Origin of the sequence: Gilliamella sp. B3892, from assembly GCF_026536305.1 — a bacterium.
GTDB lineage: Bacteria > Pseudomonadota > Gammaproteobacteria > Enterobacterales > Orbaceae > Gilliamella.
This window is the reverse complement of record NZ_JAFNOK010000004.1, coordinates 112,290-138,946: the sequence shown is the minus strand read 5'-3', so window position 1 is coordinate 138,946 and position 26,657 is coordinate 112,290. Positions and strand designations below refer to the sequence as shown.

Below are 26,657 nucleotides of genomic sequence, written 5' to 3'. Positions count from 1 at the left end.
TAAAATTTATATTGACGTAATTAAAAATAATCTTTAACATCACGCCTACTTTAATGTTCTAACATTAAAACTATCAAACAAAGCGGAGCGGTAGTTCAGTTGGTTAGAATACCTGCCTGTCACGCAGGGGGTCGCGGGTTCGAGCCCCGTCCGTTCCGCCAATTCTTATCTTATTAATGCTTTCCTTGTTTAATATAATTGTGTTATCTTCGATAGCCTCTAAATATTACTTAAATTGATTCAGACATGCTAAAAAAATCGATATTTGTTGTTCTGGGTGGAATTTCTTTTGCATTAGGAACGATTGGCATTTTTGTTCCTTTATTACCTACCGTACCTTTTTATCTTTTAACTGCATATCTATGGTTAAATAGTTCTGAGCGCCTTTATAACTATTTCACCCAAACTAGTTACTATCAAACTTATATCCAAAAAATGCTAATTGAAAAGAAAGCAACCAAGTCAAGTTTATTTAAAATGTTGGCAATGGTGTTTGTTGTGCTTCTTATTCCTTTTATTATTTTTGATTCTTTACATGTAAGAATCATTTTAGCCATAGTATTTTTAGCACATCTTGTTTTTGGCTACTATTATTTTAATAAAAAGTAATTTACTTCACAGCTGAAAGTAGGCGAGGACAGGGTAAATAAGTTACCCTGTAACAAAAATAATGGTGTTTGATTGCGAAGTGATATTTATTATTCGGATTATTTCAAACTTTTTTTAATTTCAATAGCAAGTAATGGATTCCACATTGCACCTGTTGCACTCATCACCGCATCGGCTCCACTTTTGATAAATTGATGATAATGTTCACTATTACTCACACCACCAACACCAACAATAGCAAATTTTAAGTCCATTTGTTGACGGTATTTGGCTAATCGACTAACCATATCCAGACCAGCCCAACGAATCGCTTCACCGCAAATCCCGCCTTCTTTTCTATTTTCACCTAATGCCGGTTTACCGTTAGCATCGACAGGTTTAGCTGATAGTGTATTTATTGCGCTTAAGCCGTCAATTATCGAACCGACTCGAGTTAATAACGAAATAATTCTTTCATCATCAGGAAAATAAGCCAGTTTTAAGATCAATGGGCGATCAGGTACGGCTGTTTTAATAGCATTTACAATACGTTCAACGCGATCAATGTCGAAACAGAGTAATTTACTCGCACCTTCATTTGGACAGCTTAAGTTTGCTTCTAAAATAGGGGCATTGGTTTCTCTGACTAATTTAGCCGCTAGCGCATAATCTTTTTCGATTTCGCCATTACCTTGGGTGCCTTGAAAACTGCCGATAACACATTGTCCATGGCCAGCTGATTTTACGGCGTCAGCCATATCGGGTTGCCAAATATCCGGAGCAAAAGACGGAACACCAAAAGAGTTAGTAATTGACAAAGGTTGAGTATAGTTTGTATCAGCTAATACGGTATCAAGATTCGGGGATAATTTACCATTTGGGTGGACAGATAGTACATTAGGCAAAGGGTGGCATTTATGAAGTTTAGTTCTAACTGTTTTATACACACATAAATCAAATCCATAAGCAAAAGCGGCCTTGATATAATTAGCATTTAATAATGGACCTGCTGGCATGCCAAAAGGGAGGTTGACATCAATATTTAAAAATTGAGTTGGTTTGGTTGGTACTTGTTGTGTTTTATCTAATTGCGCGAAAAGTCCAAAAGGCCCTTGAGCATAATTATCTTCATAACTAATACTTGGATTATAAAAAGGGATCAAAGGTTTCATGCTATCTCCTGTTTATGAATATTCTTGAAATGGTGTTGTTGATTAAATTGAGGTAAAAATACAAAGGGGTAGAAATAAAAAATCCTCCATAAAGGAGGATTTATATAGGAAATGAAAAAAGAGCGATTATGTGGTGTTGTTTTGATTTGTTGTATAAATGCCACAATCATGGTCAAATTCTCTTTTATCCAAACTGTCAGACATTCTAGCTGAATAAAAATAAAGTTCAAGTATAATATTCAAAAAATATGTAAGTAAATGAAATAGTTAGAGTGTTTTTTTTTAGACTTTGACCACCTATCACTACGCTGATTTGAAGCATCAAATTCAAAAATAGGCAAAATCTAACCAACAAATTCAGTCATAAATAGCTAATTGATTAAAAACATTCAGAAAAAATTGTCCAAAAATTGATACTAAGGTTATTAATGAAACTAATGTAAGTGGAGAATACCAGTAACTAATGTTATTATTACCGGTAACAAAAAACAATTTTGAAAATTACTGGGTAATGAAAAATGAGAAATGATAATATTTTTAAACCATTAGCTTTACCAAACGGCGTAGAATTAAAAAATCGAATAATGATGGCGCCGATGACAACTTGTTCCGGATTTTATGAAGGTTCTGTCACGCATGATTTAATTGAATATTACCGAGCAAGAGCGGGTGAAATAGGCACTATTATTGTTGAATGTGGATTTGTTGACAATAAAGGTTTAGCCTTTCCCGGAGCGATTGGTTTAGATCACGATGATAAAATAGAGGGATTAGCGAAGATCGCTAAAGCCATTAAAGAGAAAGGCTCCAAAGCCGTTATCCAAGTTTATCATGGTGGCCGTATGGTTGAGCCTAAACTCATTGGTGGACAATCCCCAGTTGGGCCAAGTGCGATAGCTGCACCACGTCCGGGCGCAGCAACCCCAATTGAATTAACTGCAGATGAAGTCGATGAGATGATTGACAAGTTTGGGCAAGCTGTTCGTCGAGCGATCCAAGCTGGATTTGACGGGGTCGAAATTCATGGTGCTAATACCTACTTAATTCAACAATTTTACTCACCTAACTCAAATCAACGAACTGATAAATGGGGTGGTAGCCGTGATAATCGAGCTCGATTCCCATTGGCTGTTTTAGATATTACCCATAATATGTTTAAAAAATACGCCAGCCCTGATTTTATTGTTGGTTATCGTTTTTCACCGGAAGAATTAGAAATACCGGGTATTCGTTTTGACGATTCGATGTACTTACTTGAAAAATTGGCTGAAAAGGGACTTGATTACGTTCACTTCTCTATGGGGGCTATCTTAAGACCATCTATTGTTGAAACTAATGATCCAACGCCTTTAATTAATAAATATGTGGCAATGCGATCACAGACATTAGCTAAAATTCCGGTTGTTGGCGTCGGTAATGTGGTTAATATAAGTGATGTCGAAGCCGCTATGGATAACGGCTTTGATCTGGTTGCAGTGGGTCGGGCATGTATTGCTTACCCTGATTGGCTTAGTCGAGTCGAAAAAGGGGAAAAACTTGAACTTTTCATCAATAGTGATAAACGTGAAGAACTCAATATACCTGAGCCACTTTGGCACTTTTCATTAGTTGAAAGCTTGATTCGTGATGTGAATCTTAATGTAAAAAAATTCAAGCCGGGCAATTATCAAGAAAAGGTTAATGATGAGTCTTATGAATACGTAATTAATGTTGAATTAGGTAAAGACTTCGTTAAAGACATGCAATTACTTAATGCTAATGATTTTGATAGTGAAGTAGTTAACAACTTTTCTGAAATCAAACATCGTATTATTGACTCTAATAGCCCACACGTCGATGCAATTTCTGGCGCGACATCACAATGTGAAGCGTTCAAAAAAGCGGTAACCAAAGCTATGGCGAAATCAAATAAAGAAGCTATCCTTGCTGAGGGTGGTGATCCTAATGATAAAGCTTATGATGTGGTGGTGGTTGGTAGTGGTGGCGCTGGACTGTCAGCCGCTATTCAAGCACATGATTTAGGGGCAAGTGTGGTTGTGGTTGAAAAAATGCCGGTTATTGGTGGCAATACAAATAAAGCTTCCGCTGGTATGAATGCGGCCGAAACCAAATTCCAAAAACTTAAAGGCATTGTGGACAGTAAAGATCTGTTCTATAAAGAAACGTTAACAGGTGGTAAAAACAAAAATAATCCTGAATTACTTCGTTATTTTGTTGAAAATGCACCTGATGCCATTGACTGGTTAGATAATAATGGTATCGAACTTAGTGGTATCACAACAACGGGTGGCATGAGCATTGACCGTACGCATCGTCCGGCAAGTGGCGCGGCTGTTGGCGGATTTTTAATTAGTGGATTGCAAAAAAATATCAACCGACGTGGTATTGAAGTCATGCTTGATACCAATGTAACTGAAATCTTAACGGAAAATCATAAAGTTGTCGGTGTTAAAGTCAGTGAAGAAGACGGTTCCGTTCAAACGATTAAAGCCAAAGCGGTTATTATTGCTACTGGTGGATTTAGTGCAAATCGTGAAATGGTTGAAAAATATCGTCCTGATCTGAAAGGATTTGTTACCACTAACCATAAAGGTGCAACCGGTTCCGGAATTATGATTCTAGAAAAACTGGGTGCAGGCACAGTGGATATGAAAGAAATTCAGATCCATCCAACTGTTGAGCAAACAACTTCGTATTTGATTTCTGAATCAATTCGTGGTGGTGGGGCGATACTGGTTTCCCAAAAAGGGCAGCGCTTTGTCAATGAGTTAGATACTCGTGATAAAGTTTCAGCAGAAATTATTAATTTGCCTGAGCATTATGCGTATATTCTATTTGATCAACAAGTGCGTAATGAAAACAAAGCTGTTGAAGAATATGTATCACATGATTTAGTCGTTCAAGCTGATACGATTAAAGATCTTGCTGATAAACTCTCAATTGACAGCAATACTTTATCCCAAACTATTGAGCGTTATAATCAGTTTGCTGAAACAAAACGTGATGAAGACTTTGGAAGAACAACCGGTATGCGACATCCTATTAACAAAGGACCATTTTATGCGATTAAAATTGCGCCGGGCGTGCATCATACTATGGGTGGGGTAACGATTAATACTGAAACTCAAGTTTTAGATACGGATAAACATGTAATACAAGGCGTATTTGCTGCTGGCGAAGTGGTCGGTGGTGTTCATGGTGCCAATCGTATCGGTGGAAACGCTGTTGCTGATATCATTATATTTGGTATGCAGGCAGGTAGAAAAGCCACTGATTACATTAATCATTAATTGACTAATATGACTTAAGCTTGTTTAAAATGCTTAATTCAAGCCATGAATATACTCAAGTATTAATGGGTACCACGGTTTCATTAACGCTTTATGAGCCTAATGAAACCGTAGCTCATAGGGTGTTTCACACCATAAAATTACTTGAAGATAAATTGACCGTTAACCGCCGTCATTCAGAAGTTATGTCGATTAACGCTGCTGCGGGTAAACATCCGGTTATCGTTAGCCGTGCTGTGTTTTCGCTTATAGAGCAAGCTTATAAAGTCAGTTTAATGCCCAATAGTTGTTTCAATTTTGCTATTGGTCCTTTAGTTAAATTATGGAAAATCGGTTTTCAAGGCCAGCAAGTTCCCTCCCCACAGCAAATTCATGATCAACTATTATTAACCGATCCTAACGAAATTGAGCTTGATCCTAAAACTTGTGCTGTTTTTTTGAAAAAAAAGGGAATGGAAATTGATTTAGGTGCTATAGCCAAAGGCTATATAGCCGATGTGGTTAAAGTGGTTCTACAGCAAAATAACATACATCAAGCTATTATCAATTTAGGTGGTAACGTCTTAACTTTAGGCAAATCACCTTTAGATAAGAATGGCAATTGGCAAATAGGTTTGAAAGAGCCATTTTCACTCAACAATGAACTGGTTGGGATTATTCAAGTCAACGATAAATCTGTGGTTACATCAGGGATTTATGAGCGTTACTTTACCTTAAATAATCACCGCTATCATCACATCTTTGACCCTTCAACCGGTTATCCTTTGGATAATGAATTAGAAAGTGTAACGGTAATTTCAGATACGTCGCTTGAAGGTGATATTTTTTCGACTATTCTCTATGGATTAGGGGTTAAAAAAGCGGGTAAATATTTGATTGAACATCCGAATTTATCAGCCATATTTGTTTTAAAAAATAAAACAATCGAACTAGTTAATACTGATAATTTTGCTTTTCAGCTAGTTAGCCAACAATATGTTTTACATTAACATTTTGTTGGAAACGAAAAAATTTATATCAAACTGGATCGTTTTTATAATGAATTAAATTAAGTCATTTTTAATTAAAAAGGAAAATACTATGAACACAGTGAAAAAACCACCTGTCAAATGGTTACCGCTCATAATTATTGCCGCTATTTCAGCAATATTATGGCAATTTGTTTCTCCGCCAGAAGGAATTAGTATTGAAGGTTGGCACACCAGTATCATCTTTGTTGCTACTATTGCCTGTATTGTCGCTGAAATTATGCCAATTGGTGCAATTGGATTATTAGCGATAACAGTATTTGCGGTTTTAAGACCGTCAGGAGCGGCAACAGCAACAGATGCAATTAAAATTTCATTAAGCGAATTAAACAGTAGCCTTATTTGGCTTATTGTTATTGCTTTTATGATTGCACGTGGTTTTATCAAAACAGGGTTAAGTAAGCGTATAGCTTATTATCTGGTTAAAATTTTAGGTAAAAATACGTTAGGTTTAGCTTACGGCCTGTCAGTAACGGATATGGCATTAGCTCCAGCTATTCCTAGTACGACAGCTCGTGCAGGTGGGGTAATATATCCAATCGCTGAAGCGTTAGCGATTAATTTTAATTCGAGTCCAAAAGATGAATCAAGAAATCGTATTGGCACTTTCTTAATGTTAACCATTAGTCATGTAAATGATATTACATCGGCAATGTTTTTAACTGCCTTTACCGGCAACTTGCTGGCAGCCAAATTAGTAACAAGTCAACTTGGTATTACTTTAGGCTGGGGACAATGGTTTATGGCGGCTATCGTACCTTGTTTAGTCTCATTTATTGTTATTCCTTTAGTTATCTACTTTTTAACCAATCCTGAACTTAAAAAGACACCAGAAGCGCCTAAATTAGCCACCGAAGAACTTGAAAAAATGGGTTGTGTGACCTTTAAAGAAATTATTATGGGTACAACTGTTGTATTACTGTTAGGCTTGTGGATTTTTGGTAAAAATTTCGGTATTGACTCAACCACTACTGCATTTATCGGTTTAACAATTTTAATTTTAACCGGCGTACTTAGCTGGGAGGACATCAAGGGTGAAAAGGCCGCTTGGGATACTTTGATTTGGTTTGCTGCATTATTGATGATGGCAGGGCAAGTGAATAAACTAGGCGTAACTAAATGGCTAGGCGATACAATTGGTAATGCGGTTAAAGGTCACTTAGGGGATAGTAGCTGGGTTTTAGTCATTGTGATTTTGTGTGTAGCTTATGTTTATCTACATTACTTCTTTGCGAGTGGTAATGCGCATATTGCTGCTTTATTCCCGGTATTTTTAACGGTTGCTTTAGCACTCGGCGTGCCGCAAATGATTGCCATTTTTGCATTAGTTATTTGTACTAACTATTTTGGTTCGATTACCCAATTCGCTAATGCCCGTAACCCGTTACTGTTTGCTGAAGGCTTTGTACCGGTTAAAACATGGTGGAAAGTCGGTTTCATTTGTAGCGTAGTAAATTTAATTATTGTTTTCACTATTGGTATTTTATGGTGGAAAATCATTGGATTAGGCTAAAAGCTTAGTTTATCACCGCCAGTTTTACTGGCGGTTTTTTTTGAGTGATTAAAACATTTCAATCGATAATTTCCAATCGTTAACCGATTTCCAATATTTCTGCTCCTGCTCTAAATCAAGCAAGATTAATTTATTATTTTCAACAAACTTTTCGTTGAGTTCTATCGTCAGTTTGCTCAATTTATCACTGTTTAATTTTAATCTAAATGCAGTGAGATCCAGATCGTTATTACGCTGGTTATTAAATAAAACGGCAAGCCGCAAAATCTGCAATAACGAGATGATATGTTTGTATTCGAATAAACTAAAATAGGGCAGTTCATCAATGTTAATTGACTTTCGGTGATAACGAACAAGGGTAGACAATAAAAGTTGTTGTTCTTCATTGAATCCGGGTAAGTTACTATTTAACAGAATATAACTCGAATGTTTGTGTATTGATGAAAAATTTATTTTCAGTCCCACTTCATGGAGCTGCGCTGCCCAATAGAGGATAGATTCTAAATGTTGTGGAATATTAGTCGAAGTTTGCGCTTTCCATTGTGAAAAAAGATACTTTGCCGTTTTAACCACTTGTTTAGCATGACGTTCATCAATGTTGTAATGCTGAGAGAGTGATTCTGCTGTTGTTTGTCTTATATCCCGATAATTTGGACCGTCGATCAGTTCATACAAAACCCCTTCACGTAATGCGCATGGGCTAAATTGAAGCTCTTTTAAGCCTAATGCGTTAAAAACGCCACTAAATATTGCTAACCCGCTGACGAAAACGTTTTTTCTTTCTTCAGAAAGTGATGGATAGTCAATTTCATGAAAAGACTTGAATTCTAAGATATAACTGATTAAATCATCCAAGCGTTTAGGCGTAATGATACCGTCGCTGACACCTAAATCTAATAATATTTTGTAAATACTTTTAATTGTGCCGGAAGTGCCAAATGCGGCACTGATATTTTGTCTTTTTATTGTGGTAATAAGATTTTCAATTTGTTGTTCAGCTGCCAGTTTAGCTCTTAAAAATGAATATCGGTCAATGGTCTTTTGTGGAAAAAATTGCTTAGTGTAAGTCACACAGCCCATTGGTCGACTTGCCACAATAAATGGTTTGAGATCGTTTCCTCGACCAATGGCAATTTCAGTCGATCCACCACCAATATCAATAACAAATTTGGTATCATCTTCGGCGGTTGCTTCAGCTGTCATGGTACCTAAATAGATTAAACGGGCTTCTTCTTGTCCGGAGATAATTTCAATCGGGTAGGGTAGAACCTTAGCCGCTTCGGCTAGAAATTGATGCCGATTGCTGGCAATGCGCAGCGTATAGGTAGCAACAATTCGAACATTTTCCGGTGGAAATCCATTTAGCCGTTCAGCAAAGAGCGCAAGACATTCAATACCTCGTTTAATACTTGACTCGCTTAGCTCATAGAATTCATTTAACCCGGTAGCTAAATGAATATTTTTTTTATTTTTGTAAATAATTTGTGTAGCACCATCTATACAACGTGCAATGACCATATGAAAACTATTCGAGCCGAGATCAATAACTGCATATTCATCAAATTTATTCACATTCAAATCCTTAACTTGCCGATTCTAATTGTTTTAGATAATCATAAATTGCCCGCTGTGCTCGCACTTTCTTTTTATTACCTCTTTGGACATAATTGTTCATATTATCTTTATCGATAATTCGAGCTTTGACATTGTCATTACACTGAATATTGAAAATATTATGAATAGTGGATTTTAATGTCAGATCAAATATTTTTACTCCGACCTCAATCCGGTTATCAAGATTTCTAGGCATCCAATCGGCAGATGATATGTAGGTATCTTTATTACCGTCATTTTCGAAAATATAAACTCGAGCATGTTCGAGATACTGGTCAACAATACTGGTTACATAGATATTTTCACTTAAATTAGGAATTTGAGGAACGAGTATACAGGTACCTCGCACAATCATGCGTATTTTCACGCCAGCACATGAAGCTTTATAGAGTTGATTTATCATCTCTTTATCAGTTATTGCATTGAGTTTGAGATAAATGCCTGAAGGTTTCCCGGCTTTGGCATTATTGATTTCTCTTTCAATAAATTCATGAAAGCGTAATCGTGTATTTTGTGGCGAAACTAATAAATGGTGAAAAGTTACCGGCTTAAATGGGTTTTCAATAAAGTTAAACACTTTTAGCACTTCACCAGTGATTGCCGGATCTGCCGTTAGTAACGAAAAATCGGTATAAACTCTTGCGGTTTTTTCATTGAAATTTCCCGAACCAATGTGGGCATATCTTACTATTCTGTCGTCTTCTTTTCGGTCGATCAAAAATAGTTTTGCATGAATTTTTAATTTTGGCTGAGAATAGATAACTTTAATTCCGCTACTGATTAATCGTTTTGCCCATTTGATATTTGCTTCTTCATCAAAACGTGCTTGTAGCTCAACCACAACCGTCACTTTTTTACCATTATTTGCCGCATTAATCGCAGCATGAATAAATCTTGAATCTTTAGCAACACGGTAGATGTTCATTCGAATATGCGTAACAGCCGGATCAAAAGAAGCCTGTCGCATTATTTCCAGAACATGACCAAAAGAGTAATAAGGATAATACAGTAAAACATCACGATCGTTGATTGTGGCAAATGCATTTCTAAATTGTTTAAAACGATTATAGGCAAGACTAGGCAAACGTTTATTGAGCAGATGTTTAACGCCCAGATCCGGAAAATTAGCAAGATCTTTAAAATTTGGATAACGCCCACCTGGCATGGCATCTTGCTCAGTTAATCTTAATTTATTAATCAGTAATTCAAAAAGCGCTTTGGGCATATCTTTTTGATAAGTAAAACGAACTGGCTGGGCGGTTAATCGTTGTTTTAATCCTTGTGACATTAATTCAAGCAGGCTATCTAATTCCGTATTTAACTCGTATTCGGCGTCTCGATTTATATTGATTGAATAGGCGTTTAATTCTACAGCATCAAAAAAAACTTTGAATATATCGGATAAACAATAACGTAAAATATTATCAAGAAAGATAATTGATTTGTTTTTGGTTGAGAATTCAGACGGTAACAATACAAAACGTGGTGCATTATCAGTCGGTAATTCAAGCAAGGCATAACTAATGCTATCTTCACATATGATTTCAACAGCTAAATAGGCATGGTCATCTTTTAAAAATTGAATGAGTTCAGTATGGCTATCGAGTAAAATAGGGGTGATGTATTGCCTTAAGTTTTGTTTGTAATAATTTTTTATCCAATTTTCTTGATAAGAGGTGAGTTGCCTTTCGTTAATCAAAAAAATCTGATTTCTTGCCATTTCTAATAACAGCTCGTTATAAAGCTGATCGAATTGTAATTCCAGCTGAATGACTTTTTGATTAACTTGACGTAATAAATTTTTTGCTGTGGAGGAAGATTGAACTTGTTCTTGCTCAATTAAGACATACTTTTTTAAATTAGCAAATTGTACTTTATAAAACTCATCAAGATTACTTGAGTATATTCCTAAAAATCGAACACGTTCAATAAGCGGGTTACTTTCATCAGCAGCTTCTTGTAATACGCGTTGATTAAATGATAACCAACTTAGTTCTTTTGGTAAATATACTGTTTCTTCTATCATTTGTTATCTCTTACCATACAATTATTTGATGTATTACAGAATAACTTAAGTGAAAAAAAAAGCTAGCAATACGCTAGCTTTTTATTATTTATTTAACAAATATTAGATACGGTGTACTGATGTTGTGTTAGTTGTGCCACTTGGTACTAAAGCACCAGATACCATAACGATAGTATCACCTTGTTGTAAACCACAAACCTTAACGGCCATTTCTTTACCTAAACGATAAAAATCATCAGTCGAATTAATGGCATCGATTAAAATTGGTTGCACACCTTTAGATAAGGCTAATTGGTTAACTGTTTTTTGGCTAGAAGATAGCGCTAAAATTTTAGCTTTAGGGAAATAGTGACGAAGTTCGCGTGCTGATTTACCACTGCGAGTTGCAACCACAATGAGTGGTACATTTAATCGTTCAGCAATTTCAACTGCACCACAACAAACAGCTGCAGTGATGCGCAATTTTTCTTCTTTGGCTGTTAACTCTAACGAAGCAGGAATGGTGATATCGGTACGCTTACAAATGGTTGCCATTACATTTACCGTTTCAAGCGGATACTTACCTTTTGCGCTTTCGCCAGATAACATTACTGCATCGGTACCGTCGATGATCGCATTAGCCACATCACCAGCTTCGGCACGAGTTGGACGTGGGTTTTTAATCATTGAATCTAGCATTTGTGTAGCTGTGATCACTGGTTTAGAAGCTTTATTACATTTTTTAATCATCATTTTTTGGGCAAAAATAACTTCTTCAACAGCGATTTCAACACCTAAGTCACCACGAGCAACCATGATACCGTCAGATGCTTCAAGGATTTCATCAAAATTATCCAGACCTTCTTGGTTTTCAATTTTTGATATAATTTTGATATCTTCACCACCGTGAGCTTTAAGATGAGCACGGATATCTTCAACATCAGAACGTTTACGAATAAAAGAAGCAGCAATAAAGTCTACGCCTTGTTCACAACCAAAAATAAGATCGTTTTTATCTTTTTCAGCAAGGGCAGGTAATTTGATTGAAACACCCGGTAAGTTGATACCTTTATTTTCACCTAAGTCACCGTTGTTCAATACTTTACAAATTACTTCATTACCTTTAACTTCTTGAACATCCATAGCGATCAAACCGTCATCGACTAAAACTCGGTTGCCTGGTTTAAGATCATGCGCAAAACCTTTATAAGTTACAGCCACACGCTCTGAATTACCGACCACAGTTTCATCCGTTGTAAATGTGAAAGTTTGCCCTGCAACAAGCGATACGTCATTACCACCTTCTAATTTGATAGTCCGAATTTCAGGCCCTTTAGTATCTAACATAATAGCGGCTTTCAAGCCAGTTTCTTGCATTACTTCACGTAAATTTTTAATACGATTACCATGCTCTTCATAATCCCCATGAGAGAAGTTTAAACGCATTACATTCATGCCTGCATTTAATAATTTTGCTAACATCTCTTTTGATTCTGATTTAGGGCCAATGGTACAAACTATTTTTGTCTTTTTCATAATATTATCTACTAGTTGTTAAGGTTAATGTTTAAATTTTATATAAATCGGTTTTGTACAAAAAAAAACCAATGTCTTTGCATTGGTATGAATGGTATATAAGAGGTTATAAATAACTGATAAGTAGTTATTCAACATAATTAAAATATTTGAAGAATTGGTCATTTTCATCAAAATGTGGATCCTAAAAAAACTTTTGCCATTATAGTCTTAACTCTATTTTAAATAAAGTTTTTTATCATTAATTATTTCTTAACACAATATTATCAAATACAGCCAACTCAATCATTTTTGCAAAAGTTACAAGGCAAGTTTGACTTTTAATTACATCAAATCTTTTAATTGGTAGACTAATTCATTATTCTTATTTTTTAAGGTTAAAGTGTCTTTATTTAATTCGACATTGGCACCTTCAGTAAATAACGCTTCAATGGTTGCATCGAGTTCATTAAGTTTTGTATCGGGACATAGCATTTTTGTCATGGCCAGACCTGGAGCTTTAAGGATTTGATTTTCAAAAGTTGCATTAGCAACAAAACGATTACACATGTTACCCATAATATGCATATTTTCGCCAAATACGATTTCGGCAGGATTTTCCGGAGAGATGCTTTCACCATTTGCTTTGACCAATATAAAACGGTGATGTTGTAAATCTTCGGCCTTAACTTTTGTTGATTCACCACAGCCCGACATGATTAATGCACAAGTAATTAGCAATAAGGTCTTTTTCATATTGACTCCTAATGATAAATAAAATTTGTTATAATTAGTTTAATTAAAAATAATTCTTATATTTTACTCCCTATGTTATCTCAGCAGCAATTAAAATTCTTAGAATCGATGACTTTCTTAGATAAATTTAAAATCTCTAAACTGGCCAAACATAATCAAAATACGGCAGAAATTGACTCGCTTATTGATCAAGCTGTTTTGCATTACCAAACCAGGCTCAAAACGCTTCCAGAACAGATTGTTTTTCCGGAAAATTTACCGGTTGTCGAAAAAAGACAGGATATCTTTAATGCGATAAGAGATAATCAAGTTGTTATTATTGCCGGCGAAACCGGATCGGGTAAAACCACTCAAATTCCCAAAATATGTTTAGAGTTAGGTTTAGGTGTTAAAGGGTTTATAGGCCATACACAACCTCGACGATTAGCAGCACGCTCTGTCGCTAATCGGATTGCTGAAGAGTTACATACAGAAATAGGGCAGTTAGTCGGCTATAAAGTAAGATTTTCTGATCAGGTAAGTGATACAACATTAATTAAATTAATGACTGACGGCATTTTATTGGCTGAAATCCAAAAAGATAAACTTTTATTGCAGTATGATACTATTATCATCGATGAAGCACATGAAAGAAGTTTAAATATCGATTTTATCTTAGGTTATTTAAAACAATTACTACCTAAGCGACCCGATTTAAAAGTTATTATTACCTCGGCAACCATTGATGTTGAGCGATTTTCAAACCACTTTAATCATGCTCCGGTTGTTGAAGTATCAGGTAGAACCTACCCGGTAGAAGTCAGATATAGACCGCCAATTTTTGACAATAACGATAGTGAAGTTGAAAAAAATAGTGATTTTCAGCCAATTATCGATGCTATTGACGAACTTTCAGCAGAAAGTAACGGCGATATTTTAATATTCCTAACCGGTGAACGTGAAATTCGAGATCTTGCCGATACGCTTAACAAGTTGCAACTTCGTCACACTGATGTATTACCACTTTATGCAAGGCTATCAAACTCTGAGCAGAATCGAATATTTCAATCACATACGAAAAGACGAATCGTGCTTGCCACCAATGTTGCTGAAACATCATTGACTGTTCCGGGTATTAAATATGTGATTGATCCCGGACTTGCTAGAATTAGTCGATATAGTTACCGCACAAAAGTACAACGTCTACCTATTGAACCAATTTCACAAGCATCAGCAAATCAACGAAAGGGGCGTTGTGGCCGAACATCGGATGGGATCTGTATACGTTTATATGATGAACAAGATTTCCTATCACGACCGGAATTTACAGAGCCGGAAATTCTTCGAACTAATCTTGCTTCGGTTATTTTACAAATGACTGCTCTGGGTTTGGGGGATATAGCGGCTTTTCCTTTTGTTCAGGCGCCGGATTCTAAATATATTCGTGACGGTATTCGTTTATTAGAAGAACTTGGTGCCCTTTATACTAAACATCATCGATATCATCTTACTGATATCGGTAAAATTTTAGCGCAATTACCCATTGATCCTCGATTAGCCAGAATGTTAGTTGAAGCAAGAAGGTTGGGTTGTACTAAAGAGATCATGATTATCACCGCTGCTTTGTCTATTCAAGATCCAAGAGAACGGCCATTTGATAAACAACAAGCTTCTGATGAGAAGCATCGCCGCTTTGCTGATAAACAGTCTGATTTCATTTCATATATTAATTTATGGAATTATATTAAAACTCAACAGCAAGAATTATCGGGAAATCAATTTAGGCGACTTTGTCAAAAAGAGTTTTTAAATTATCTGCGAATTCGAGAATGGCAAGATGTCTATACTCAAATTAGGCAAACTATTAAACAGTTAGCTTTTCCGATAAATAGCCAGTTAGCTGATTATCGTTCGCTGCATGTTGCTTTATTATGTGGATTACTTTCACATGTTGGAATGAAAGAGCTGGAAAAACATGAATACATTGGCGCTCGCAATATCAAGTTTGCTATTTTTCCCAACTCGGCAATTTTCAAAAATCAGCCTAAATGGTGCATTGCCAGTGAATTAGTTGAGACCAGCCGCTTATGGGGAAGAACGGCGGCCAAGATCGAAGCAGAATGGATTGAACCTGTCGCTAAACATTTGGTGAAATATAGTTACAGTGAACCAAGGTGGTCTAAAAAGCAAGGAACGACAATTGCTAATGAAAAGGTCACTTTGTTTGGTCTACCTATTGTTGCAAGCCGAATAGTCAATTATAGCAAAATCGATCCGGTTTTAAGTCGTAGCCTGTTTATTCGACATGCTCTTGTTGAAGGTGATTGGTTAACCAATCATAAATTTTATAAACAAAATCAGAAATTAATAGAAGAGGTTGAAGATCTTGAACATAAGTCCCGACGTCAAGATATTTTAATTGATGATAATGAGCTATTTAATTTTTATAATCAGCGTATTGATAAGTCGGTGATATCGGCAAAACATTTTGATTCATGGTGGAAAACTAAGCAAAAAACGGATCCGGATTTTCTTAATTTTGAGAAGAATATGCTGATTAATCAATCAGCTCAATCAGTTAACTTAAATGATTTTCCTGATTTTTGGTATCAAGACCAATTAAAATTACCGCTAAGTTATCAATTTGATATCGGCGATAAACGTGACGGCGTCACAATAACCATTCCCATTAATATTTTAAATCAAGTCAAAAATCGAGGTTTCGATTGGCAAGTTCCTGGTTTTCGAGAAGATCTAGTAATAGCTTTAATCAAATCATTACCTAAATCATTAAGAAAAAATCTGGTACCTGCACCAAATTATGCTCAAGCTTTTTTAAATCGGGTAGGGGCTACTAATCAACCATTACTGGAAACCTTAGAAACTGAATTTAGGAAAATGACTGGGGTGAAAATTACCAATGAAGATTGGCAACTAGATCAAATCCCGGATTATTTAAAAATGAGTTTCAGTATTGTTGATAACAATAAGGAAATTGCTTTCGGTAAAGATTTAGATAAACTTAAAGAACAGTTAAAAACTCAAGTACAACAAGCATTATCTTCATTAACCGAAAAAAAATCGATATCATTAGAGCAAGATAATTTAACTGACTGGAACTTTGGTACTTTACCGAACATCTACGAAGCGAAGCAGAAAAATTATGTCGTTAAAGCTTATCCAACTATTATAGATAATCAAAACTCTGTCAGTATTAAATTGGTTGATTCAAAACAAGAGCAACAACGCTTAACTAAATTGGGGTTAAGGCGTCTTCTTATATTAAATATTCCTTCACCAATCAAATATTTGCATGAAAAATTGCCGAATAAATCAAAATTAGGATTATATTTTAATTCATTTGGTACAGTGCTGTCGCTCATTGATGATTGTATAGCTTGTGCTGTTGATTATCTGATTGAAAAAAATAATCAAACCATTGAGAATCAGGAACAATATCAACAGCTTTTAGATTATACTAAGGCTCACATTAATGAAACCGTCGTGGATATTGCTAAACAAGTAGAATCTATTTTAACTCTCCACTTTAATATCAATAAAAAGTTAAAAGGACGAGTTGATTTATCATTAGCTTTTGCTTTATCTGATATCAAACAACAAATAAATAATCTGATATATAAAGGATTTGTCGCAAAATCGGGCTATCATCGACTTAATGATATTCATCGTTACTTATTAGCCATTGATAAGCGTATTGAAAAATTAATGCAAAATGCGTCAAAAGATAGGCAAGCGATGAATACAGTGGAAGAGGTCAAAAATCTATATGAAAATTGGCTAAATAGTTTGACTGAAAATCAACGATTACAACAGCAAGTAGTAAATATAAGATGGATGATTGAAGAATTAAGAGTCAATTTATTTGCTCAACAACTTGGTACACCTTATCCTATTTCAGCCAAAAGAATTAAACAACAGATTGATCAGGTCAAATCGGAGCTTTAAAAGCAGTGGGTGATATTAAATTAAGTTAGAAAAAGTAGGGCGCACCGGCGCCCATTTTTGTTTTGATATTATCGATATAGATCGACAAAAACAGTGATATTTGGTCCATTCGAATCGTGAGCAACTCGTGCTATATGGTAATATTTAGCACCAGCATCAATCGCTCGTTTACCTGCTTGATAAGAAATTTCTTGATCAGTCACATAGTATCCTCTGAACTTGATCGTATTAAATGCCACCATTTTAGCTGCTGTAGCATCGTTAAGCTCTTGAATTTTACGACCATCAGGAAGAGTGACGGTGTAACGATTTACGCGTTGCGGTTCAACCGGAACTGCTGAAGCAGTTTGAGTTGAAGTCGAGGTTGTCGCTGTTTGAGTGGTTGTTGTTTTATCAATAACTTTATTATTGAATTTTTCAGCATAGAATTTTTCATTAAATGATGATGGTGAGTAATAGCCCGGTTTTTCAACCTGCATAGCGGCTTCACCACCTTGAGCTAATGCTTGTTGACCAGCTTCAGAATCATAAGGAATTGCATTTTCCGGTTGTAGTTTACGCTCCGGCGCATCTTTCTTAAATAAGTAAGCTGCAACTTGTAAATTACTTCCTAATTCTGATCGTGAGTCGATATAAAAGGCATAAGCGCCATGACTTGCAGCTTCTTTAGCTATAGCTTGGTTGATGTCATAATCAGTAGGGAAGTAGCCACGAATACGGACAATATCAAAAGGTTCTAATCGAATAGCTTTTGATTTAGGATATTCATACACACCTTCAAATTGACGAAGACTTTCTTCTTTCTCAATCGCTTTAGGTGCATCTGCTTTATATAATTTAGCGTAAACTATACGTAATGTATCATTTGAAGGGCTTATATTTGTTGTAGTGATATAGAAAGAAGCGGCTCCTTCTTTATCAGCTGCTTTAGACATAGCCATTATATAATCACTATCTGTATAAAATGCACCACGAATAGTGATACTTTTAAATGATTGCATGCTATTTGCTTGTTCTTCATTTAGTTGCTGGGCAGCAAACGAAGAGATAGGGACTAGTGCGAGTGTAGCAGCAATAAATGTTTTCTTTAAACTTGTCATAAATAAAGACCTTACAATAAATATGTTGATAATTTTAGCATAAAAATAAAAATTTATTTAGCCAAATCCATTAGAGCATTTAGATTATTGATAAATATATATTTTCCTTTCGCCGATAAAATATTCTGCTCTTGAAATTTTGATAGATTACGGCTAACAGTTTCGATGGTTAATCCTAAATAATTAGCAATATCAGCACGACTCATCGACAATTTAATGTTTAAAGATGAATGGCCTCGTTGTTCGTAACGTGTGTAAAGAGAGTATATAAAAGTCGCCAGTCGTTCGTCAGATTTTTTCTGAGAATAACATAGCACTAATTTCTGAAAATTATGTATATCAGCACTCAATAAGTTTAAAACCATATCTCTAACATTTTTGTGAGTATGGAATAGCGACATTAATTCATCATAATTGAGTTCACAAACCAAAGTATTACTTAAAGCTTGAATATTGTTGTTATATACCTTAGTTGAAATAGCATCTAAGCCAACAATATCGCCGGGTAAATAAAAGCCATTAATTTGTTCATTTCCTTCAGGTGTTACAACAAATGTTTTTAATGCACCGGAATGAATGATAAAGAATTTAGTAAAAGGTGTTTTGGCTTTAATAAGAATTTCATTTTTTAAATAAGATTGCTTACGTTTTAAAACACTATCCAACGTATTATTAAGCAACATTGGAATACAAAATGCTCCCATACTGCATAACTCGCATGGTACAGCACAACTTTTTGAACGTAATGTCTTATTTATAGTTTGCATACAATCCTTAAGGGGAGTGGTTTCTAAATTTGGTGATAAGGTTACCATATTTTGAGATAAAACGAAATTTGTTCGATCATGTTTATTTAACTAAATGATGTAACAGATTGCGGAGATAGTATCGATTAAAACGAAATGATATTATTTAACTTCTAATTTCATTATTTAACATAATATACATTATGCGCACCAATATAGATTCCCTTGCGGATGATTACGCATCCTACGTATATAAGATGTCAAAAAGCTGGAAATATAATTCAAAAAGAAAGAAACAATATCATAATTAGTACGCATAATCTGCCGTTATGCTAAATTCTTGACTGTTAGCCACCTGCGGTGGCCAACATTATACAGCCTACGAATTAAACATAACGGCATTAACATTATGCGAACTATTTTTTTATAGAAATTATCTGATTCTATTAATTTTCTTAAATTATTAAATAGAATCATTCTCCACATCTATTTTTCTTTAAAAAATAAATATACTATGATACAAAATTTCGATCTTTTATAAACGTTCTAAAATTATAAAGTCATATAATAAAAGGAAATTAGGAATGAAAAAAATATTAATTATAATTACTTTAATGTTCAGCTCAATACTTTATGCCAACCCAGCTCCATTTGGACTTGAAATTCATAAAACTACATTAAAAGAAGCATAGGAAAAATATACTTTAATTGACAATGGAATTAATTATTATTCCAAAGGACCAATGTATACGATAAAAGACAGCGAACTACCACTTGATGCCTCAAAAGTAACGCTTATTTTTTCAAAAGATGAAAATATACTACTATCTGTTTCAGCAACATTTAATAAATCTAAATTTGAATCATTGTATGAAAATTTATCAAAAAAATACAAATTATTATTCGTAGACAATCAATATGCTACATTCACAGATGACCAAACTATTATCCATCTATATGTTCCCCATATGTCTTTTGATTCAACTGTTGAATATATTTTTAATGAATTTGATAATTTGAAAGAAGCAATACATATTAAAAAAATAAATTAAATTCGCAGATGAATAGAAATTTTTTTAGCGTGTTTTCTTTTAAAAAAACGTTAGTAAGTCCCCTATTTTCCATTATTACGCACTTAATTTAATAATTATAATTAAATCAAATAGTTAAAATTCAAATAATGTATATTATGTTAAATAACAACATTATTACGAACTAAAATGACACCTTTTTATATTCGCTATTTATCGCTAAAATTCTTAAATAGATGATTGGTTATAATAATTATCGAATAAATAATAATCCGATAATTATCAATATGTTAATCATTACTTGTCAGTAAAATAACTTCACAACCAGGCAATGGCATTTTTAAAATATGCTTTTTGATTTTGCCCCAAACCTGCATTTCACAAGCTTTACAGTTGAATTTTAGAATCAATTCTTCGTTATTTTGAACTAATTTCATTGGCGTAACTTTGGTTTTAACGCCCTGAATTCCTTTGGCTTGTTTTGGACATAAATTGAACGCAAATCGTAAACAATGTTTGGTAATCATCAACGGCGCATCATCTTTAACTTGATGCGCTTCATAAGCACTTTCAATCAATGTCACGCCATGCTGATTATAAAATTCTCTGGCTTTATGATTGTAAACATTGGCCAAAAAAGTTAACTGATTTTCCGGATATATTGGCGCTGGTTGAATTTCGGGTTTACGTTTTTTCGGTTGATAATTTGCTAACCGTGCTGTAGTGAGATTAGTAATAATATCTCGTCTTAGTTGATTAAGTTGGCTACTAGGAATGAAATAGACCGTTTCAAGTTCAATCTCTAAATGGGATAAATAATAAATAGTCTGTCCAAGTTTGGATAAATTATCCTTAATATTTTTAATCGCTTTCTCAGGTTGTTGGGCAAGATCAAATTCGCCATGGAGCTCTAATTGAACGCTTATCCCCTCTTCACTTTTAGCGACTAATTGGATACCTTTATCGCAATTACGTAATGTAAAGGTTAAGGCTATACGGCGTTGGCTGGAATCTTTAAGTAGATTTTGTTGCCATAGGTGATCTAAATTGCGATTGATGACATAGGGCAATTTAACTGAAAAAAGAGGTTTTGGGATTTCATTAGGAAATACTCGATAAAGATTAGTTGATATTCTTTCAACGCGATCGGCACGAAAACCGAAATTTTCACGCTTAATCAGTACATTAAGCCCGTCACCATTGGTTAAGTTTTTGCTGGTGCTGATGTCGATACTTTGCTTTGTTACTTTAATAATTTCACCAATTTGTAATCCGACAAATTTTGGAGAATCAAATGCTCCTATATCTGGCTGTCGGCCACGAACAAAGTAATCGGTGCTGCCTCTATGGAATGTTCGATCAGGATCGGGAGTGAAAAAGTGTTCAGTTTTTCCACTTGATGCTGGACGAAAATCAGATGAATTAGATAAGATATCATCTAATTTTTGCCGATAAAATGACGTAATATTTTTGACGTAACTTACATCTTTATACCGCCCTTCTATTTTGAACGATCTTACGCCTGCTTCTATAAGCTGTTTTAAATTATTTGACTGATTATTATCTTTCATTGATAAAAGATGTTTTTCATAAGCGACAATTCGCCCTTGATCATCTTTTAAAGTGAAAGGTAATCGACATGCTTGAGAACAATCACCACGATTTGCACTCCGCCCTGTTTGTGCATGGGAAATATAACACTGACCGGAAAAAGCCACGCAAAGTGCGCCATGAATAAAAAACTCGATATTGGCATCGATTTGCTGATGAATGGTTGCTATTTCTGTTAAATTAAGCTCTCTGGCTAAAACGATTTGAGAAAAACCAACATCCGATAAAAATTTTGCTTTCTCCGGTGTTCGGATATCCATTTGCGTACTGGCATGTAAATCGATTGGTGGAATATCTAAATTTAAAATCCCCATATCTTGTACAATTAACGCATCAATGCCTGCATCATATAGTTGCCAAATTAGTTTCCTTGCCGGCTCTAGCTCATTGTCATGTAATATGGTGTTTAAAGTGACAAATACTTTAGCGTAATACTGATGAGCAAACTCGACTAATTGCGCAATATCGCTAACTGAATTACCGGCGTTATGGCGTGCACCAAAATTAGGCCCACCAATATATACAGCATCTGCACCATGTAAAATGGCTTGTTTGGCAATTTCGATATTTTTAGCCGGGCTAAGTAGTTCTAATGTATTCGTAGCGTTTTTAGGATGCAACATGGTTACGTCTCATGAATGGTAAATAATGGACAGATACAATTTGGCAAACATTGGGAACATTACCCATGTTTGCCAAGAAGTTTCAGAAAACATATACGTTTAAGTAAAAAACTAACCGATAAATGATTGATTACGTAAAGCATCAATACGTTTATCTAAAGGCGGATGTGACATAAACAGTTCTGAAAATTTGATTTTTTTAGCACCATTAATACAAAATGCGAGGATTGAAGCTTGTTCAGTTGGTTCATGGCTGACTTTCAATTTTTCAAGAGCAGCGATCATTTTTGTTGCGCCGACTAGTTTCGCTGACCCGGCATCAGCCTTAAACTCTCTGTAACGTGAAAACCACATTACGATAAGACTCGCTAAAATACCAAAAATGGTTTCAAATACCATAACAATTAGGAAATAAACTAAATGAGAAGGAACTTTGCTGTCACGTTCATTAAGCGCTTGAGAAACAGCAAAAGATAATAAGCGAGAGATAAAAATCACAAAAGTATTAAGCACACCTTGTAACAAAGTCATTGTTACCATATCACCATTGGCTATATGGCTCATTTCATGACCAATTACTGCCTCGGCTTCATCTTGTGTCATTGAATTTAATAGTCCGGAACTGACCGCAACAAGCGAGTTATTTTTGGTTGCACCGGTTGCAAAAGCATTGATATCAGAGGCATTGTAAATAGCAACATCGGGCATATTAAGCTTAAGCTCAGATGATTGACGGCGCACAACATCAATTAACCATTGTTCTTGAGCCGTTCTTGGCTGAGTAATGATTTTCCCCCCAACAGAACTTAAAGCAATTTTTTTGGATAATAGTAAAGAAATGAAAGAGCCACCAAAACCAAAAATGCCAGCAAAGATAAGCAATCCTAAGGTACTATGGGCATCAACATGTAATAAACTTAAAATGATACCAAATACAAACATAACAGCTAAGTTAGTTAGAATAAATAATCCAACTCGCATCATAAACATATCCTCAATAATTGTTTTTATTAATATATTAAATTAGCTTTTTATATGATCTCAAAAAAGGTCAAAAGCGACAACTGATTTAATTTCAAATTTAAATATAATTAATTATTTGCGGATTTATTATGCAATGATGATTAGGTGTATGAAGAAGGAAATAAATTTAAAATTAAATAGGTTGGGTGGAGACTCTATCAGCCACATCCCACACACATATTTTTTACTTTGGCTGCTTCCTTCCGGACCTGACCTGATGAGCAAAGAAATGTTGCAAGAGGACCCATAGAGCCTCCATAGAAGAGGCAGTATTATGCTTGAATATTTGAAATTTTACAACTATTTTTTTGAATAAAAAGACTAATCGGCCTTTCTTAAGCCTTAAACAAAAGAAAGGCGATTATTTGCAAGAATGCTTATAGAATTAATTCAACAATATTAAATTGTTAGATTTTTTTCTATACGCTCTCTAAATTTAATGCCAGGTCTGAATGTAACCACTCGACGAGCTGAAATATCAACACTTTCACCTGTTTTAGGATTACGTCCAGGACGTGAATTTTTATCACGTATGGCAAAATTACCGAAACCTGATAATTTAACTGGCTCGCCTTTTTCTAAAGCGACTCGAATCTCTTCAAAAAAAAGTTCAACAAGGACTTTAGCTTCTTGACGATCGATATCAAATTTCTCGGCAAGACGATCTGCTATATCAGCTTTAGTTAATGTCATATGATTATTCTCTTAATATGGCTTTGAAACGATTTTGTAAAGCAATAACGCATTTGCTTACAATGTTTGTTATATCTTCTTCTTCAAGTGTACGTGATTTGTCTTGTAAAATCAAACTGATAGCAAGGCTCTTTTGATCAGCTTTGATATTATCACCTTGATATACATCAAATAAACTAACTTTGATAAGTTGCTCGCCACCGGCACGCTTACACTCAGCAATAATATCTGCTGCTGGAACTTTGTTAGAAACTACAATAGCAATATCTCGCTTATTTGACGGATACTTAGAAAGGTCTTGAGCAACAGGTACTTCTTTACCATTAATTTTAGCTAAATTTATTTCAAAAACAAGCGATTTACTATTTAAAGATAATTTTTTTTCGATTTCTGGATGTAAAACCCCTAAATGTCCAATAAGTTCGTTGTTTATGTAAATTGCTGCACTTTGTCCCGGATGTAGTGCTTCAAGATCAGATTTCTTAAACTCAACCTCTTCGGTACAACCTAATAATGAAAAGATAGATTCTAAGTCCCCTTTTACATCAAAAAAATCAACATTTTGTTTAGGTAATGCCCAATGTTCATCATATAAATTACCGGTTACAACACCGGATAACATTAATTCTTGACGAACACCAAACTCACATTTTTCATCCGGTATAAAACGCAAGCCCGTTTCGAATAAACGAATACGTGATTGTTGACGATTTTGATTATATGCTACTGCGTCTAATAATCCTGACCATAATGATAAACGCATTACTGACATTTCACTTGAGATTGGGTTAGGTAAAACTATGTCTTGCTGAGCCGGGTGTAGCGTTCGTTGAACTTTAGGATCGACAAAACTATAGGTCACTGCTTCTTGATAGCCCATATCTACGAGTAAATCTTTCACTCGACGCAATGAAATTTGGCTTTCCGGTTTCGGTTTCATGACAGATTCAGTTTTCATGTGCTCATTCGGAATATTGTTATATCCATAGATACGAGCAACTTCTTCAACAAGATCTTCTTCAATCTGTAAATCAAAACGCCAACTTGGTGAAGTAACTGTCCAAAGATCATTGGTAGATTCAACAATGCAGCCCAATCTTACTAAAATATCTGTAATTTTTTGCGTTTCAATTGCATAACCAATAATGCGATCTATCTTTTCTCGACGCAGTTTTATGGTTGCTTGTGTTGGTAGTTCATTTTGATTAGTAACATCAACAATAGGTGCCACTTCACCACCACAAATCTCGATAAGCAACTGAGTTGCTCGCTCCATTGCAGCATGTTGTAAATACGGGTCAACCCCACGTTCATAACGATGTGAAGCTTCAGTGTGTAAACCATATTCACGAGCTTTACCGGTTATTGCCAATGGTGCAAAAAATGCTGATTCAAGGAAGATATCTTTGGTTGAGTTTGTTACACCCGATTTATCGCCACCCATAATACCGGCCATTGCCAATACTTTCTGATGATCGGCAATAACGAGTGTTTTATCATTTAGTTTTACTTCGTTACCGTTTAATAAAACAAGTTTTTCACCTTGCTGAGCATAACGTACAATAATGCCTGTATCGATTTGTGCCAAATCAAATGCGTGCATCGGGTGACCTAGCTCTAATAATACATAATTAGTAATATCAACAACCGCATCAATTGAGCGAATGCCACCACGACGTAATTTCTCTTTCATCCAAAGTGGCGTTGTTGCAGTAACATCAATGTTTTTTATTATTCGGCCAAGATAACGTGGAGCGGCTTTAGGTTCATTGATGTTAATTGGTAATGTATCAGCAATTGTAGCTGGAACACTTTCAATATTAAGCTGTTTCATTGGAATATTGTTAACTGCGGAGATATCTCGGGCAACACCAATGATACCAAAACAATCAGCCCGATTAGGCGTAACGCTAATATCGATCATAACATCATTAAGGTTTAGATATTCACGGATATCTTGTCCTAAAGGTGCATCATCAGGCAGTTCAATAATACCATTGTGATCTTCAGAAATACCTAATTCTGAATATGAACAAAGCATACCTTCTGAAGGTTCGCCACGTAATTTGGCCGCTTTAATTTTAAAATCACCCGGTAGCACCGCTCCAATGGTTGCACAAGCAACAGTTAAACCTTGACGACAATTTGGTGCACCACAAACAATATCCAGTAAATCAGGTTTACCAATATCAACTTTCGTTACCCGTAGTTTATCGGCATTAGGATGTTGTTTACATTCAACTACCCTTCCAACAACGACACCCGAAAAATCACCGGCAACTTTTTCAACATCATCGACTTCCAATCCTGCCATGGTTAATTGATCGGCTAACATCTCGCTACTAATTTCTGGATTGATCCATTCACGTAGCCAACTTTCACTAAATTTCATGTTTTGATCTCC

At 35.2% G+C, this 26,657-nt stretch carries 17 protein-coding genes, 1 tRNA gene and 1 other RNA gene; 7 read left to right on the top strand and 12 right to left on the bottom strand.

The annotated features are described in order from the left end of the window. Nucleotides 1-84: 84 nt before the first annotated feature. Together J3U74_RS06265 and J3U74_RS06260 are read left to right on the top strand one after the other, a co-directional pair. Nucleotides 85-161 (top strand) — tRNA-Asp (locus J3U74_RS06265). An 85-nt stretch (nt 162-246) separates the two neighbouring features. Continuing rightward, nucleotides 247-609 carry a YbaN family protein gene (locus J3U74_RS06260; RefSeq protein WP_220219573.1) on the top strand — a complete coding sequence of 121 codons (363 nt, stop codon included), beginning with the start codon at nt 247-249 and terminating at the stop codon, nt 607-609. A gap of 98 nt (nt 610-707) precedes the next feature. On the opposite strand, the gene J3U74_RS06255 is transcribed toward J3U74_RS06260, so the two are convergent. Next, the gene (locus J3U74_RS06255; RefSeq protein WP_267329662.1) at nt 708-1,760 is read right to left on the bottom strand and encodes a hypothetical protein; all 1,053 of its coding nucleotides are present in this window, start codon (nt 1,758-1,760) and stop codon (nt 708-710) included. Between the two features lie 518 nt (nt 1,761-2,278). Here J3U74_RS06255 and J3U74_RS06250 point away from each other — a divergent pair. From J3U74_RS06250 to J3U74_RS06240, 3 genes are all read left to right on the top strand, one after another. Next, nucleotides 2,279-5,050, top strand: coding sequence for a flavocytochrome c (locus J3U74_RS06250; protein WP_267329663.1), 2,772 nt, complete (start codon nt 2,279-2,281; stop codon nt 5,048-5,050). A 29-nt stretch (nt 5,051-5,079) separates the two neighbouring features. Further along, nucleotides 5,080-6,039, top strand: coding sequence for an FAD:protein FMN transferase (locus J3U74_RS06245; RefSeq protein WP_267329664.1), 960 nt, complete (start codon nt 5,080-5,082; stop codon nt 6,037-6,039). Between the two features lie 91 nt (nt 6,040-6,130). Further along, the gene (locus J3U74_RS06240) at nt 6,131-7,591 is read left to right on the top strand and encodes a DASS family sodium-coupled anion symporter (protein WP_267329665.1); all 1,461 of its coding nucleotides are present in this window, start codon (nt 6,131-6,133) and stop codon (nt 7,589-7,591) included. Nucleotides 7,592-7,639: 48 nt separating this feature from the next. On the opposite strand, the gene J3U74_RS06235 is transcribed toward J3U74_RS06240, so the two are convergent. The 4 genes from J3U74_RS06235 to J3U74_RS06220 form a co-directional block, all read right to left on the bottom strand. Continuing rightward, a complete protein-coding gene (locus J3U74_RS06235; protein WP_416379789.1) occupies nt 7,640-9,109 on the bottom strand; it encodes an exopolyphosphatase in 1,470 nt (489 codons plus the stop codon). A 64-nt stretch (nt 9,110-9,173) separates the two neighbouring features. Next, a complete protein-coding gene (gene ppk1 / locus J3U74_RS06230; protein WP_267329667.1) occupies nt 9,174-11,231 on the bottom strand; it encodes a polyphosphate kinase 1 in 2,058 nt (685 codons plus the stop codon). Nucleotides 11,232-11,333: 102 nt separating this feature from the next. Next, complete coding sequence (gene pykF, locus J3U74_RS06225) at nt 11,334-12,746, bottom strand: pyruvate kinase PykF (RefSeq protein ID WP_220219580.1); 1,413 nt, start codon at nt 12,744-12,746, stop codon at nt 11,334-11,336. A 324-nt stretch (nt 12,747-13,070) separates the two neighbouring features. Next, nucleotides 13,071-13,481, bottom strand: a complete 411-nt coding sequence (locus J3U74_RS06220) for an META domain-containing protein (protein WP_267329668.1) — start codon at nt 13,479-13,481, stop codon at nt 13,071-13,073. Nucleotides 13,482-13,553: 72 nt separating this feature from the next. On the opposite strand from J3U74_RS06220, the gene hrpA reads away from it, so the two are divergent. Further along, nucleotides 13,554-17,426 carry an ATP-dependent RNA helicase HrpA gene (hrpA, locus tag J3U74_RS06215; RefSeq protein ID WP_267329669.1) on the top strand — a complete coding sequence of 1,291 codons (3,873 nt, stop codon included), beginning with the start codon at nt 13,554-13,556 and terminating at the stop codon, nt 17,424-17,426. A gap of 68 nt (nt 17,427-17,494) precedes the next feature. Here the strand turns inward: hrpA and J3U74_RS06210 are convergent, their stop codons facing one another. Beyond that, entirely contained in the window at nt 17,495-18,526 is a 1,032-nt protein-coding gene (locus J3U74_RS06210) for a YdgH/BhsA/McbA-like domain containing protein (RefSeq protein ID WP_220219583.1), read from the bottom strand. A 53-nt stretch (nt 18,527-18,579) separates the two neighbouring features. Further along, nucleotides 18,580-19,293 (bottom strand): fumarate/nitrate reduction transcriptional regulator Fnr, encoded by a 714-nt coding sequence (fnr, locus tag J3U74_RS06205; protein ID WP_220219584.1) that lies wholly within the window; start codon nt 19,291-19,293, stop codon nt 18,580-18,582. Between the two features lie 722 nt (nt 19,294-20,015). Here fnr and J3U74_RS06200 point away from each other — a divergent pair. Further along, nucleotides 20,016-20,324 (top strand): hypothetical protein, encoded by a 309-nt coding sequence (locus J3U74_RS06200; protein WP_267329670.1) that lies wholly within the window; start codon nt 20,016-20,018, stop codon nt 20,322-20,324. Between the two features lie 269 nt (nt 20,325-20,593). Here J3U74_RS06200 and J3U74_RS06195 read toward each other — a convergent pair whose 3' ends face one another. From J3U74_RS06195 to pheT, 5 genes are all read right to left on the bottom strand, one after another. Continuing rightward, nucleotides 20,594-22,537, bottom strand: a complete 1,944-nt coding sequence (locus tag J3U74_RS06195) for a peptidase U32 family protein (protein ID WP_267329671.1) — start codon at nt 22,535-22,537, stop codon at nt 20,594-20,596. Nucleotides 22,538-22,648: 111 nt separating this feature from the next. Beyond that, a complete protein-coding gene (htpX, locus tag J3U74_RS06190; RefSeq protein WP_220219587.1) occupies nt 22,649-23,521 on the bottom strand; it encodes a protease HtpX in 873 nt (290 codons plus the stop codon). A gap of 192 nt (nt 23,522-23,713) precedes the next feature. After that, an RNA gene (gene ffs, locus J3U74_RS06185) (signal recognition particle sRNA small type) lies at nt 23,714-23,809 on the bottom strand. Between the two features lie 150 nt (nt 23,810-23,959). Next, on the bottom strand, nt 23,960-24,253 hold the full coding sequence (locus J3U74_RS06180) for an integration host factor subunit alpha (RefSeq protein WP_220219588.1): 294 nt from the start codon (nt 24,251-24,253) through the stop codon (nt 23,960-23,962). 4 nt (nt 24,254-24,257) lie between these two features. After that, nucleotides 24,258-26,645, bottom strand: coding sequence for a phenylalanine--tRNA ligase subunit beta (gene pheT / locus J3U74_RS06175; protein ID WP_267329672.1), 2,388 nt, complete (start codon nt 26,643-26,645; stop codon nt 24,258-24,260). Nucleotides 26,646-26,657: the final 12 nt, after the last annotated feature.

Bases quoted from the DNA above. Each gene is read 5' to 3' on its own strand.
- J3U74_RS06260 (WP_220219573.1), top strand. From the start codon at position 247: ATGCTAAAAAAATCGATATTTGTTGTTCTGGGTGGAATTTCTTTTGCA.
- J3U74_RS06255 (WP_267329662.1), bottom strand. From the start codon at position 1,760: ATGAAACCTTTGATCCCTTTTTATAATCCAAGTATTAGTTATGAAGAT.
- J3U74_RS06250 (WP_267329663.1), top strand. From the start codon at position 2,279: ATGAGAAATGATAATATTTTTAAACCATTAGCTTTACCAAACGGCGTA.
- J3U74_RS06245 (WP_267329664.1), top strand. From the start codon at position 5,080: ATGCTTAATTCAAGCCATGAATATACTCAAGTATTAATGGGTACCACG.
- J3U74_RS06240 (WP_267329665.1), top strand. From the start codon at position 6,131: ATGAACACAGTGAAAAAACCACCTGTCAAATGGTTACCGCTCATAATT.
- J3U74_RS06235 (WP_416379789.1), bottom strand. From the start codon at position 9,109: ATGGTCATTGCACGTTGTATAGATGGTGCTACACAAATTATTTACAAA.
- ppk1 (WP_267329667.1), bottom strand. From the start codon at position 11,231: ATGATAGAAGAAACAGTATATTTACCAAAAGAACTAAGTTGGTTATCA.
- pykF (WP_220219580.1), bottom strand. From the start codon at position 12,746: ATGAAAAAGACAAAAATAGTTTGTACCATTGGCCCTAAATCAGAATCA.
- J3U74_RS06220 (WP_267329668.1), bottom strand. From the start codon at position 13,481: ATGAAAAAGACCTTATTGCTAATTACTTGTGCATTAATCATGTCGGGC.
- hrpA (WP_267329669.1), top strand. From the start codon at position 13,554: ATGTTATCTCAGCAGCAATTAAAATTCTTAGAATCGATGACTTTCTTA.
- J3U74_RS06210 (WP_220219583.1), bottom strand. From the start codon at position 18,526: ATGACAAGTTTAAAGAAAACATTTATTGCTGCTACACTCGCACTAGTC.
- fnr (WP_220219584.1), bottom strand. From the start codon at position 19,293: ATGCAAACTATAAATAAGACATTACGTTCAAAAAGTTGTGCTGTACCA.
- J3U74_RS06200 (WP_267329670.1), top strand. From the start codon at position 20,016: ATGTATACGATAAAAGACAGCGAACTACCACTTGATGCCTCAAAAGTA.
- J3U74_RS06195 (WP_267329671.1), bottom strand. From the start codon at position 22,537: ATGTTGCATCCTAAAAACGCTACGAATACATTAGAACTACTTAGCCCG.
- htpX (WP_220219587.1), bottom strand. From the start codon at position 23,521: ATGATGCGAGTTGGATTATTTATTCTAACTAACTTAGCTGTTATGTTT.
- J3U74_RS06180 (WP_220219588.1), bottom strand. From the start codon at position 24,253: ATGACATTAACTAAAGCTGATATAGCAGATCGTCTTGCCGAGAAATTT.
- pheT (WP_267329672.1), bottom strand. From the start codon at position 26,645: ATGAAATTTAGTGAAAGTTGGCTACGTGAATGGATCAATCCAGAAATT.